Source organism: Pseudomonas sp. FDAARGOS_761 (assembly GCF_013343155.1).
Taxonomy (GTDB): domain Bacteria; phylum Pseudomonadota; class Gammaproteobacteria; order Pseudomonadales; family Pseudomonadaceae; genus Pseudomonas; species Pseudomonas aeruginosa.
The window spans coordinates 4,287,120-4,300,030 of the sequence record NZ_CP054572.1; the positions used below are offsets into that span (position 1 = coordinate 4,287,120).

8 protein-coding genes are annotated in these 12,911 nt (G+C 68.1%); 3 read left to right on the forward strand and 5 right to left on the reverse strand.

Annotated elements, in window-relative coordinates; all coding sequences use genetic code 11:
- Positions 1-9 precede the first annotated feature (9 nt).
- Together ptsP and nagE are read left to right on the forward strand one after the other, a co-directional pair.
- Entirely contained in the window at positions 10-2,538 is a 2,529-nt protein-coding gene (gene ptsP / locus FOC67_RS19935; RefSeq protein ID WP_009313498.1) for a phosphoenolpyruvate--protein phosphotransferase, read from the forward strand.
- A gap of 24 nt (positions 2,539-2,562) precedes the next feature.
- Positions 2,563-4,275, forward strand: a complete 1,713-nt coding sequence (nagE, locus tag FOC67_RS19940) for an N-acetylglucosamine-specific PTS transporter subunit IIBC (protein ID WP_003112082.1) — start codon at positions 2,563-2,565, stop codon at positions 4,273-4,275.
- A gap of 201 nt (positions 4,276-4,476) precedes the next feature.
- Here nagE and FOC67_RS19945 read toward each other — a convergent pair whose 3' ends face one another.
- The 3 genes from FOC67_RS19945 to purL form a co-directional block, all read right to left on the reverse strand.
- The gene (locus FOC67_RS19945; protein WP_003092679.1) at positions 4,477-4,794 is read right to left on the reverse strand and encodes a YqfO family protein; all 318 of its coding nucleotides are present in this window, start codon (positions 4,792-4,794) and stop codon (positions 4,477-4,479) included.
- A gap of 179 nt (positions 4,795-4,973) precedes the next feature.
- Positions 4,974-5,252 carry a CDGSH iron-sulfur domain-containing protein gene (locus tag FOC67_RS19950; RefSeq protein ID WP_003113822.1) on the reverse strand — a complete coding sequence of 93 codons (279 nt, stop codon included), beginning with the start codon at positions 5,250-5,252 and terminating at the stop codon, positions 4,974-4,976.
- A gap of 6 nt (positions 5,253-5,258) precedes the next feature.
- A complete protein-coding gene (gene purL / locus FOC67_RS19955) occupies positions 5,259-9,155 on the reverse strand; it encodes a phosphoribosylformylglycinamidine synthase (protein ID WP_003137917.1) in 3,897 nt (1,298 codons plus the stop codon).
- A gap of 286 nt (positions 9,156-9,441) precedes the next feature.
- Here purL and mltF point away from each other — a divergent pair, with 286 nt between their 5' ends.
- Complete coding sequence (gene mltF, locus FOC67_RS19960) at positions 9,442-10,914, forward strand: membrane-bound lytic murein transglycosylase MltF (RefSeq protein WP_003104806.1); 1,473 nt, start codon at positions 9,442-9,444, stop codon at positions 10,912-10,914.
- 13 nt (positions 10,915-10,927) lie between these two features.
- Here mltF and FOC67_RS19965 read toward each other — a convergent pair whose 3' ends face one another.
- Together FOC67_RS19965 and FOC67_RS19970 are read right to left on the reverse strand one after the other, a co-directional pair.
- A complete protein-coding gene (locus tag FOC67_RS19965; RefSeq protein ID WP_009877513.1) occupies positions 10,928-11,512 on the reverse strand; it encodes a DUF2239 family protein in 585 nt (194 codons plus the stop codon).
- Between the two features lie 125 nt (positions 11,513-11,637).
- Positions 11,638-12,894, reverse strand: a complete 1,257-nt coding sequence (locus FOC67_RS19970; RefSeq protein ID WP_003109809.1) for an amino acid permease — start codon at positions 12,892-12,894, stop codon at positions 11,638-11,640.
- Positions 12,895-12,911 lie beyond the last annotated feature (17 nt).

Below are 12,911 nucleotides of genomic sequence, written 5' to 3' on the forward strand. Positions count from 1 at the left end.
CGCGCGCCCATGAACAACAAGAATCTCGCCCTCAAAGCGCCCCTGAGCGGCCCCGTGATGCCGCTCAACCGAGTACCCGACCCGGTGTTTTCCAGCGGCACCCTGGGCGAAGGCATCGCCATCGACCCGCTCAACGACTGCCTGCACGCGCCCTGCGCCGGGCTGGTCAGCCACTTGGCGCGAACCCGCCACGCGCTCAGCCTGCGCGCCGACAACGGTGCCGAGCTGCTGCTGCACGTCGGCCTCGACACCGTACAGCTGCAAGGCGAAGGCTTCGAGGCGCTGGTCGAGGAAGGTGCGCGGGTGATCGAGGGCCAGCCGCTGCTGCGCTTCGACCTGGACCGCGTCGCCCGCGGCAGCCGCAGTCTGATCACGGTGATGATCCTGACCAACGGCGACGGCTTCCAGGTACGCCCGCTGACCACCAACCCGGTGGAGGTCGGCGCGCCGCTCCTGCAACTGAGTCCGGAGAAGGCCGAGCAACGTCCAGCCAATCCCGCGCCTGGCGAAGGCTCCGCGCAGCGCCAGGTTCGCGGGCGGGCGCGGGTCGCCCATCATGGCGGTCTGCACGCACGCCCGGCAGCGCTGCTACGCAAGACCGCGCAGGGCTTTTCCAGCCAGGCCGAACTGCACTTCGCCGGGCAGGTGGCCAGCGTCGACAGCCTGGTCGGCATCATGGGCCTGGGGGTCGCCGAACAGGACGAGGTAGAGGTGATCTGTCGCGGCGAAGACAGCGAGGCGGCCCTCGGCGCCCTGCTCGCGGCCCTCGCCAGCGCCACCGCGGGGGCTCCGAAGGATGCCCCGCGCGCCATCGCCCCGGGCGAGCCGGCGCGACCTGCGGCTGTCGCCGGTACCCTGGCCGGCGTCTGCGCTTCGCCCGGCCTGGCCAGCGGTCCCCTGGCGCGGCTCGGCGCCATCAGCCTGCCGGCGGACGACGGCCGGCATCGTCCCGAGGAACAGCACCTCGCCCTGGACGAGGCCCTGCAACGGGTGCGCGACGACGTACAGGGGAGCCTGCAGCAGGCCAGGCTGGGCGGCGACGAGAACGAAGCGGCGATCTTTTCCGCGCATCTCGCGCTGCTGGAAGACCCGGGTCTGCTGGACGCCGCCGACATGCTGATCGACCAGGGCGTCGGCGCCGCCCACGCCTGGCACCGGGCGATCCAGGCCCAGTGCGAGATTCTCCAGGCGCTGGGCAACCTGCTGCTGGCCGAGCGCGCCAACGACCTGCGCGACCTGGAAAAACGCGTGCTGCGGGTACTGCTCGGCGACACCGCGCCATTGCGGGTGCCTGCTGGCGCCATCGTCGCCGCCCGGGAGATCACCCCCTCCGACCTCGCGCCGCTGGTGGATGCCGGCGCGGCTGGCCTGTGCATGGCCGAAGGCGGCGCCACCTCCCACGTGGCCATCCTCGCCCGCAGCAAGGGCCTGCCGTGCCTGGTGGCGCTCGGCGCCGGGCTGCTGGAGCTGGAGGAAGGCCGGCAGGTGGTGCTGGACGCCGGCCAGGGCCGGCTGGAACTCAGCCCAGACGCTCGACGCCTGGAGCAGGTCGCCTTGCAAGTGGCGCAGCGCGAGGAACAACGCCGCCGCCAGCAGGCCGATGCGCAGCGCGAGGCGCTCACCCGCGACGGCCGGCGCATCGAGATCGGCGCCAACGTCGCCTCGCCGCGCGAGGCCGCCGAAGCCTTCGCCAACGGCGCCGACGGGGTCGGCCTGCTACGCACCGAGTTTCTCTTTCTCGAGCGCCGCGCCGCGCCCGACGAAGAGGAGCAGCGCAACGCCTACCAGGAGGTCCTGGACGCCATGGGCCAGCGCAAGGTGATCATCCGCACCATCGATGTCGGCGGCGACAAGCACCTCGACTACCTGCCGCTGCCGGTGGAAGAAAACCCTGCGCTGGGCCTGCGCGGCATCCGTCTCGGCCAGGCGCGCCCGGAACTGCTCGACCAGCAGTTGCGCGCGCTGCTGAGGGTCGAACCGCTGGAACGCTGCCGGATACTGCTGCCGATGGTCAGCGAGGTCGACGAACTGCGCGCCATCCGTGGCCGCCTCGGCGAGCTGGCCACGCAATTGGGGATCGAGCGCCTGCCCGAACTCGGGGTGATGATCGAGGTGCCCTCCGCCGCCCTGCTCGCCGATCAACTGGCCGAACACGCCGACTTCCTCTCCATCGGCACCAACGACCTGTCGCAGTACGCCCTGGCCATGGATCGTTGCCACGCCGGCCTGGCCGACCGCATCGACGCCCTGCACCCGGCGCTGCTGCGGCTGATCGCCCAGACCTGCGCCGGAGCAGCCCGTCACGGCCGCTGGGTCGGCGTCTGCGGTGCACTGGCCTCGGACCCGCTGGCGACACCGGTACTGGTCGGCCTCGGGGTCGAGGAATTGTCCGTCGGTCCGAACCTGGTCGGCGAGATCAAGACCCGGGTGCGCCAGCTCGACGCCGCCGAATGCCGCCGCCACGCCCAGGCGCTGCTGGACCTGGGCAGCGCCCGGGCGGTGCGCGACGCCTGCCTGCAACACTGGCCGCTGGCCTGACAAGAACAATCGGAGACCACCGCCATGCCCCCGTTCCTGATCGAAAGCCTGCAACGCCTGGGCCGCGCCCTGATGCTGCCGATCGCGATCCTGCCGATCGCCGGCCTGCTGCTGCGCCTGGGCGACGTCGACCTGCTCGACATTCCGCTGGTCCACGACGCCGGCAAGGCGATCTTCGCCAACCTGGCGCTGATCTTCGCCATCGGCATCGCCGTCGGTTTCGCTCGCGACAACAACGGCACCGCCGGCCTGGCCGGCGCCATCGGCTACCTGGTGATGATCTCGGTGCTCAAGGTGATCGATCCGGGCATCGACATGGGCGTGCTCTCCGGCATCATCAGCGGCCTGGTGGCTGGCGCCCTGTATAACCGCTTCAAGGACGTGAAGCTGCCGGAATACCTGGCGTTCTTCGGCGGCCGCCGCTTCGTGCCGATCGCCACCGGGATCAGCGCGGTCTGCCTGGGCCTGCTGTTCGGGGTGATCTGGCCACCGCTGCAACAGGGTATCAACGGCCTCGGCCAACTCATGCTGGAAAGCGGCAGCTTCGGCGCCTTCGCCTTCGGCGTGCTGAACCGCCTGCTGATCGTCACCGGGTTGCACCACATCCTCAACAACCTGGTGTGGTTCGTCTTCGGTAGCTTCACCGACCCGGAAACCGGGCGCGTCGTCACCGGCGACCTGGCGCGCTATTTCGCCGGCGACCCGAAGGGCGGCCAGTTCATGGCCGGGATGTTCCCGGTGATGATGTTCGGCCTGCCCGCCGCCTGCCTGGCGATGTACCGCAACGCCCGTCCGGAGCGGCGCAAGCTGATCGGCGGGCTGCTCCTGTCGATGGCCTTGACCGCCTTCCTCACCGGCGTCACCGAGCCGGTGGAGTTCGCCTTCATGTTCCTCGCGCCGCTGCTCTACCTGCTGCATGCGCTGCTCACCGGCCTGTCCATGGCCCTCACCGACCTGCTCGACATCCGCCTCGGCTTCACCTTCTCCGGTGGCGCCATCGACCTCGCCCTGGGCTGGGGCCGTTCCACCCACGGCTGGATGCTCTGGCCGCTGGGCCTGCTCTATGCCGGCATCTATTACCTGGTGTTCGACTTCTGCATCCGCCGCTTCAACCTGAAGACCCCGGGCCGCGAAGACGACGCGAGCAGCGAATCGGGCGACAACACCGAAGCCGAGCGCGCCCCGGCATTCATCCGCGCCCTGGGTGGCGCAGCCAACCTCGAAGTGGTGGACGCCTGCACCACGCGTCTGCGTCTGCGCCTGGTCGACCGCGACAAGGCCTCGGACGCCCAGCTCAAGGCCCTCGGTGCGATGGCCGTGGTACGTCCGGGCAAGGCCGGCAGCCTGCAGGTGGTGGTCGGCCCACAGGCCGACAGCATCGCCGACGAGATCCGCCGCGCCCTGCCCTTCGATACGCAACCGGGCGAAGCCGTACCGCCGCTGGGCAGTCCGAACACAGCCGAAGAGGTGGTGTCGATGCAGGCCACCGTCGACGCCGCCGAAGCCCAGGCCTGGCTCGGCGCCCTCGGCGGCGCCGGCAACCTGCGCGAGGTACGGGACGTCGCACTGACCCGCCTGCGGGTCAGCGTGGCGGACGAACGCAAGCTGGCCACCGAGCAACTGCGTCGTCTCGGCGGACAGGGCGTCAGCTCCCTCGCCGGCGGCATCTGCCATATCCTGGTGGGCCCCCGCGCCGCGGCCTTGAGCCAGGCCCTGCAACCGCTGCTGCGGCGCTGACGGCAGGAGGGCTGGACCTCGGCCAATCGGCGGATAACCGCCAAGCGGTTATCCGCCCTACGCCACAGCTCCCACGCTCGGGTTCGATAATCGCGAGACGGTTGTTCGCGCCACGCCACAGCCCCGGGTCGGGCTCTCCCCATGAGGCGGATAACGAAAAGGGCGGCCACTGGCCGCCCTTCTTGCTTGTCCGAGGAAAACTCAGAAGACCATGTCGGTCAGGCGCCAGACCTCGTAGGCCGGGGTCTCATAGGGATGCGCCGCCTTCAGCGCCTTGACGCTGGCGTGGATGAGCTCGTCGGCCACCACCAGCTCCACTTTCCACTCCGCCACGTGCTCGACCTGGCCGACCTGGCCCAGGTAGGGTTGGCTACCGTCCAGGGGCCGGAACTGGCCCTGGCCAAGGGACTGCCAGCAGCAACTGTCGTACGCCCCGATGCGCCCGCCACCCGCGGCAAACACCGCTTGCTTGACGACATCCAGATGGCTCTCAGGCACATAGAAACACAGCTTGTACATCGTTTTCTCCGCACGAATCGAATGCTGCACGAGGCGGTCGGTGGTTGTGCGACTGCCGACGCCAAATAATGGCACTTTGCCTTGACATGATGAATATTTGACGCTGTCTTTACGACAGATAAGCGCAACATTTGTTCGCCCGTCACAACACCTTCGTGCGGGCGTTCACAGATTTACGTTCAGCCGCGGAAACGCCGCCACCTGGCCTTCAGCCCGGAGGCGGAAGGCGCATGGCTACCGTCGCAATACGGCAGGTCGGCAGAGCGCCCGCAGCGGCACAACAGCAACAGGCGCTCGCGGGTCGCGTGGAGCGTCAGGCCGTTGCGGCAGTCGGCGGGACAATCGGGAAGCGAAGCCGAAGCCCCGCAGGTACAGAGCCGCAAGGTGTCGCCGGGAGAGACCCGGCGAACCTCGGGAAGAAGGTCGGGCGACGAGTTGGAGTCCGCATCGCCCGCCATGCCGGATCAGTCCACCCAGACCCGGGCGTTGCGGAACATGCGCAGCCAGCCGCCGTCTTCCTGCCAGTCGTCCGGACGCCAGGAATTCTGCACGGCGCGGAACACCCGCTCGGGGTGCGGCATCATGATGGTGACCCGGCCGTCGCGGCTGCTCAGCCCGGTGATGCCGCGCGGCGACCCGTTGGGGTTGGCCGGGTAGGCTTCGGTGACCTTGCCGTGGTTGTCGACGAAACGCAGCGACACGCAGCCGGAAAGGTCGGCCTCGAGCAACGCTTCCTCCGACTCGAACTCCGCATGGCCTTCGCCATGGGCGATGGCGATCGGCAGGCGCGAACCGGCCATGCCCTGCAGGAAGATCGACGACGACTCCTGCACCTGGACCATCGCCACCCGCGCCTCGAACTGCTCGGAACGGTTGCGCACGAAGTGCGGCCAGAACTCGGTGCCGGGAATCAGCTCGTGCAGGTTGGACATCATCTGGCAGCCGTTGCAGACGCCGAGGGCGAAGCTGTCCTTGCGCGCGAAGAAGGCCTGGAAGCCGTCGCGGGCGCGGGCGTTGAAGAGGATCGACTTGGCCCAGCCCTCGCCGGCGCCGAGCACGTCGCCGTAGGAGAAGCCACCGCAGGCCACCAGGCCCTTGAAGGCGTCCAGGTCGACCCGCCCGGCGAGGATGTCGCTCATGTGCACGTCGATCGCGGCGAAGCCGGCGCGGTCGAACGCCGCGGCCATCTCCACCTGGCCGTTGACGCCCTGCTCGCGGAGGATCGCCACTTTCGGCCGCACGCCCTTCTTGATGTAGGGCGCGGCGATGTCGTCGTTGACGTCGTAGCTGAGCTTGATCGACAGCCCGGGGTTGTCTTCGTCCAGCAACGCGTCGAACTCCTGCTCGGCGCAGTCGGCGTTGTCGCGCAGACGCTGGATCTGGTAGCTGGTCTCGCTCCAGATGCGTTGCAGGATGCGGCGCTGGGCGCTGTAGACGGTCTCGCCGTTGTAGTTCAGGTTGATCTCGTAGCCGTTGACCGGCTGGCCGATCACCGCCACGCAGTCGTCGAGACCGGCGGCGCTGAACTGCGCGAGGACTTCCGGAGTGGCGCCCTCGCGAACCTGGATCACCGCGCCCAGTTCCTCGCTGAACAACACGGCCGCCAGCTCTTCGCGGCTATCGGCCAGGGCATCGAGGTTCAGCTCGACGCCGCAGTGACCGGCGAAGGCCATCTCCAGCACGCTGGTGATCAGGCCGCCGTCGGAACGGTCGTGGTAGGCGAGGATATGGCCGTCGGCATTGAGCCCCTGGATCACCGCGAAGAAGGCTTTCAGGTCCTCGGCGTCGTCGACGTCCGGCACGGCGCGGCCGAGCTTGCCGTGGACCTGGGCCAGGATCGAGCCGCCGAGACGGTTCTTGCCGCGGCCGAGATCGATCAGGATCAGGTCGGTCTCGCCCTTGTCCAGGCGCAGTTGCGGGGTCAGGCTCTGGCGCACGTCGGCGACCGGAGCGAAGCCGGTGACGATCAGCGAGACCGGAGAAGTGACGCTCTTGTCCTCGCCATTGTCCTGCCAGCGGGTCTTCATGGACATCGAGTCCTTGCCCACCGGGATGGTGATGCCCAGTTCCGGACACAGTTCCATGCCCACGGCCTTGACCGTGTCATACAGGCGCGCGTCCTCGCCGGGGTGGCCGGCGGCGGCCATCCAGTTGGCGGAAAGCTTGATGTCGGACAGCTTGCCGATACGCGCGGCAGCCAGGTTGGTGACCGTCTCGCCGATGGCCATGCGTCCGGAAGCCGGGGCGTCCAGCAGCGCCAGCGGGGTGCGCTCGCCCATCGCCATGGCCTCGCCGGTGTAGACGTCGAAGCTGGTGGCGGTGACGGCGCAGTCGGCCACCGGCACCTGCCAGGGCCCGACCATCTGGTCGCGGGCCACCAGCCCGGTGATGGTGCGGTCGCCGATGGTGATCAGGAAGCTCTTGCTGGCCACGGCGGGATGGCGCAGGACGCGCTCGACGCTTTCCTGCAGCTCCAGCCCGGCGGCGTCGAAATCGTCACCCAGCTCGGCCTCGCGGGTGACCGCGCGGTGCATGCGCGGCGCCTTGCCGAGCAGGACTTCCAGCGGCATGTCCACCGGCTTGTTGTCGAAATGGCTGTCGGCGACGGTCAGCTGGCGCTGCTCGATGGCCTCGCCGACCACCGCGAACGGGCAGCGCTCGCGCTCGCAGATGGCCTTGAAGGTCTCGAAGTCGGCGGCGTCCACCGACAGCACGTAGCGCTCCTGCGACTCGTTGCACCAGATTTCCAGCGGGCTCATGCCCGGCTCGTCGTTGGGCACCGCGCGCAGCTCGAAGCGACCGCCGCGGCCGCCGTCGTTGATCAGTTCCGGCAGGGCGTTGGACAGGCCGCCGGCACCGACGTCATGGATGAAGCTGATCGGGTTGCGCTCGCCGAGCTGCCAGCAGCGGTCGATCACTTCCTGGCAACGCCGCTCCATTTCCGGGTTGTCGCGCTGCACCGAGGCGAAGTCGAGGTCGGCGGAGCTGGCGCCGGTGGCCATCGAAGAGGCGGCGCCGCCGCCCAGGCCGATCAGCATGGCCGGGCCGCCAAGGACGATGAGCTTGGCGCCGACGCTGATCTCGCCCTTCTGCACGTGTTCGTCGCGAATGTTACCCATGCCGCCGGCGAGCATGATCGGCTTGTGGTAGCCGCGCACTTCCTCGCCGTGAGGGGTAGCGATCTTCTGCTCGAAGGTACGGAAGTAGCCGGTCAGCGCCGGACGGCCGAACTCGTTGTTGAACGCGGCGCCGCCCAGCGGGCCCTCGACCATGATGTCCAGCGCGGTGACGATGCGCTCGGGCTTGCCGTAGGGCACTTCCCAGGGCTGCTCGAAACCGGGGATCTGCAGGTTGGACACGGTGAAGCCGGTCAGGCCGGCCTTCGGCTTGGCGCCGCGGCCGGTGGCGCCCTCGTCGCGGATCTCGCCGCCGGAACCGGTGGAGGCACCGGGGAACGGCGCGATGGCGGTCGGGTGGTTGTGGGTCTCCACCTTCATCAGGATCTGCACCGGCTCGCGGCTGGCGGCGTATTCGCGGGTCTGCGGATCGGGGAAGAAACGCCCGGCGACATGGCCGACGATGACCGCGGCGTTGTCCTTGTATGCGGACAGCACGCCTTCGCGGTTCATCTCGTAGGTGTTCTTGATCATGCCGAACAGGCTCTTGTCCTGGGCCTGCCCGTCGATGTCCCAACTGGCATTGAAGATCTTGTGCCGGCAATGCTCGGAGTTGGCCTGGGCGAACATCATCAGCTCGACGTCGTGCGGGTTGCGCCCCAGTTCGCCGAAGCTCTTCAGCAGGTAGTCGATCTCGTCCTCGGCCAGGGCCAGGCCCAGCTCGACGTTGGCCTTCTCCAGCGCGGCGCGACCGCCGCCAAGCACGTCGACGGCGGTGAGCGGGCGGGGCTGCGCATGGCTGAACAGCTCGGCGGCGCCTTCCAGGCGGTCCAGCACCAGTTGGGTCATGCGGTCATGCAGGCGGGCGGCGACCTGCTGGGCGTCGCTCTCGGACAGTTCGCCCTGCACATAGTAGGCAATGCCGCGCTCCAGCCGGTCGATCTTCGCCAGGCCGCAGTTGCGGGCGATGTCGGAGGCCTTGCTCGACCACGGCGAGATGGTGCCGAAGCGCGGCACCACCAGGAACAGCCGGCCGCTGGGCTCCTGCACCGGCACGCTCGGGCCGTATTTCAGCAGCCGCGCCAGCACCTGCTCCTCGTCGGCGGTGAGCGCGCCGGTGACGTCGGCGAAATGCGCGAACTCAGCGTACAGCCCGGTAACGGCAGGTACGTGCTGGGTCAGTTGCTCGAGCAGTTTGCCGTGGCGGAAAGCGGAAAGGGCGGGAGCGCCGCGCAGGATCAGCATTGTCGGAACAGCCTCTGGAGACGGGAAGGTGTGGGGGCCGGCCGGGCCGGCCCGCAGAGGCCGTGCATTCTACCGTAAAGCACCGTCCGGCGGCACCCGCGCCGATGGCTATCGCATAGCCCTCCATCGGATCCGCGGCGGCCCGCTTCGAAGCACTTCGAGAACGGCGCCGCAGCGCTCTGCGACGGGGCAAGCGAAACGGCGGACGAACGGTATCCCGGCGCTAGCAGAGAAGGTCCCGGCTGTCGAGATATGGCGCCGTCTCGCCTTTGCGTATACTGCGCCGATGTTTGCCCTGACCGCGTACCGCTTACGTTGCGCCGCCTGGCTGTTGGCGACCGGCATCTTTCTGCTGCTTGCGGGCTGTAGCGAGGCGAAAGCCCCTACCGCCCTGGAGCGCGTGCAGAAGGAGGGCGTACTGCGCGTGATCACCCGCAACAGCCCGGCCACCTACTTCCAGGACCGCAACGGCGAAACCGGCTTCGAATACGAACTGGCCAAGCGCTTCGCCGAGCGTCTCGGCGTCGAGCTGAAGATCGAGACCGCCGACAACCTCGACGACCTCTATGCCCAGCTTTCCCGCGAGGGCGGCCCGGCGCTCGCCGCGGCCGGCCTGACCCCGGGACGCGAAGACGACGCCAGCGTGCGCTACTCGCACACCTACCTCGACGTCACCCCGCAGATAATCTACCGCAACGGCCAGCAGCGCCCGACCCGCCCGGAAGACCTGGTCGGCAAGCGCATCATGGTGCTCAAGGGCAGCAGCCACGCGGAGCAGCTCGCCGAGCTGAAGAAGCAGTATCCCGAACTGAAGTACGAAGAATCCGATGCTGTCGAAGTGGTCGACCTGTTGCGCATGGTCGACGTCGGCGACATCGACCTGACCCTGGTCGACTCCAACGAACTGGCGATGAACCAGGTGTACTTCCCCAACGTCCGCGTCGCCTTCGATTTCGGCGAAGCCCGCGGGCTGGCCTGGGCCTTGCCGGGGGGCGACGACGACAGCCTGATGAACGAGGTCAACGCGTTCCTCGACCAGGCCAAGAAGGAAGGCCTGCTGCAACGCCTGAAGGACCGTTACTACGGGCATGTCGACGTACTCGGCTACGTCGGCGCCTACACCTTCGCCCAGCACCTGCAGCAACGCCTGCCGCGCTACGAAAGCCACTTCAAGCAGAGCGGCAAGCAGCTGGATACCGACTGGCGCCTGCTCGCCGCCATCGGCTACCAGGAATCGCTGTGGCAGCCCGGCGCCACCTCCAAGACCGGCGTGCGCGGCCTGATGATGCTGACCAACCGCACCGCCCAGGCGATGGGGGTGTCCAACCGGCTCGACCCGAAGCAGAGCATCCAGGGCGGCAGCAAGTATTTCGTGCAGATCCGCAGCGAACTGCCCGAGAGCATCAAGGAACCGGACCGCAGCTGGTTCGCCCTGGCCGCCTACAACATCGGCGGCGCGCACCTGGAAGACGCGCGCAAGATGGCCGAGAAGGAAGGCCTCAACCCGAACAAGTGGCTGGACGTGAAGAAGATGCTGCCGCGCCTGGCGCAGAAGCAGTGGTACGCCAAGACCCGCTACGGCTATGCGCGCGGCGGCGAGACCGTGCACTTCGTACAGAACGTGCGGCGCTACTACGACATCCTCACCTGGGTGACCCAGCCGCAGATGGAAGGCAGCCAGATCGCCGAGAGCGGGTTGCACCTGCCCGGCGTGAACAAGACGCGCCCGGAAGAAGACAGCGGCGACGAGAAACTCTAGCCGCCCCCTCCCCTCAGGATTCTCCGTCGCTTGCCAGCCAGGCGGCGTGCTCGCGCACATCGGTCGGCCAGCCGGCGATCCGCTCGGCGAAGCCCTCGCGATCCCCGGCGAACAGCGCCCGCGTCGCCTCCTCGAAGCCCGGCAGGTCGCCGGCCATCGCATTCATGAAATGGTAGGCGCGCTCCTGCGCCTGCCGCGCACGCCCGGACTGGCTGCGGCGCGCCTCCTCGACCAGCTTGCGCAGCGCCACCGAGGCGCCCCCGGGCTGCGCGGCGAGCCATTCCCAGTGGCGCGGCAGCAAGGTCACCTCGCGCGCCACCACGCCCAGCTTCGGCCGCCCGCGCCCGCGCGGCGCGGCCTCCTCCGCCGGTTGCCGCTCGCCTGCGCCGACCAGGCGCGCCAGCAGGTCCTCGCGGGAACCGCGGATATCGAGATCGACGGAGCGCCCAGTGGCATTGTCGAACACCAGCAGCGGCCCGGCAGCACCGCCGGCGACCGCTTGCTTCAAGGCCAGCGCAACCTCCGGCAGCGCCGCCGTCAGCAGCCGGCGCGTGCCGTCGAAGCAGGTGAAGGACTGGATGTATGGATCATTGGCCATGACAGGCTCCCATGGATGGAACGCCCGAATAATACCCGGATATAAATAGAGCGACAATATTATCCGGATAAAATAAATCCCATGAAAAAGGCCGCCCTATGGCGGCCTCTTCCGGCAGCGATGACCTACCAGCCGGCCGGCAGCAGGTTCATGGCGCTGCAAATGGCGTAGGCGGCGCTGGCCAGGTAGATCGTCACGATCACCGACTGGATCGCCGGATGGGCGATCCAGCCGCATTTCCAGGCCGGCTCGAAGTCGCCGTTCCTGCGCGCCGAGCGCAGCATCAGGATCGGCATGATCGAGAGAATCACTCCGCTGAAGGCCCCGGCGAAGTACAGCGCGTTGACGAAGCCGACCAGCCCGCTGTAAGCCAGGACGAACGGCGGCAGCGCGACGATCGCCAGCACCAGCAGGCGGGTCTTAGGCCGGTTCTCCGGACCGAGCTTGTGGAACTTGTCGAAGATGTTGGTCAGGAAGCTACCGCCCAGGCCCCAGTAGGACGTCAGCATGGCGCACAGGGCGAAGGTGTTGGCGGTGAAGAAGGCCCATTCGCCGAGCGCCTTGCCCCAGGCCAGGGTGGCGACTTCGGACTGGTTCTCCAGGCCGGTCAGGGCGATCACCGAGAGCGGCACGATGCTGAGCAGGACGAAGGTGGTCAGCATCCCGGTGATCACCGCCTTCGGCAGGCGTTCCGGGGCGTGGCTGAAACCACGGGCCATCTCCGGGACGATGTACTGGGCGGAGAAGCAGAACACCGCGATGTTGAATACCGGGACCATGTAGATCCAGTCGCCTTCGAGCAGGCGAGCGAACTCGGTATTGTCGTTGAGCAGGGTGGCCGCCACCAGGATCAGGATCATGCTGACCATGCCGATGCTGATGAACTTCTCGCCCTTGCCGATGGCGCTCAGTCCCAGGTACAGCACTCCGGCGGCCGGAATGAAGAACAGCACGCTGCCCAGGGCCGGGCTGATGCCGAAGAAGGCGCTGAGGATCTTGCCGCTGCCGCTCATGTAGGCGATCAGTGCGCCGATGCTGTTGACCGCCACGGACAGGAAGATCGCCCAGGCGCCGAAGGAGCCGACATAGCGCTGGGCAAGGCCGCTCAACTGGTTGTGGGTGCGCGTGCGCAGGGCGGTTTCCGAGACGTAGAGCATGGAAATGGTGGTGAACAGGCCGGCCACCGCCAGCCAGAGCAGCAATGGCATGAAGCCGGCCTTGCGGCTGGCGTAGGCCATGGACAGCACGCCTGCGCCGATGTTGGTTCCGACGATCATCGCCACCGCCTCGAGGAACGTCAGGCGCTTGACCTCCAGTCCCGAGGAATCGACGGCTTCCGCCCCGGCGTGATCCTGATACTGCTGGACCCGGGTATCACTCATGACAACAACTCCCTGCA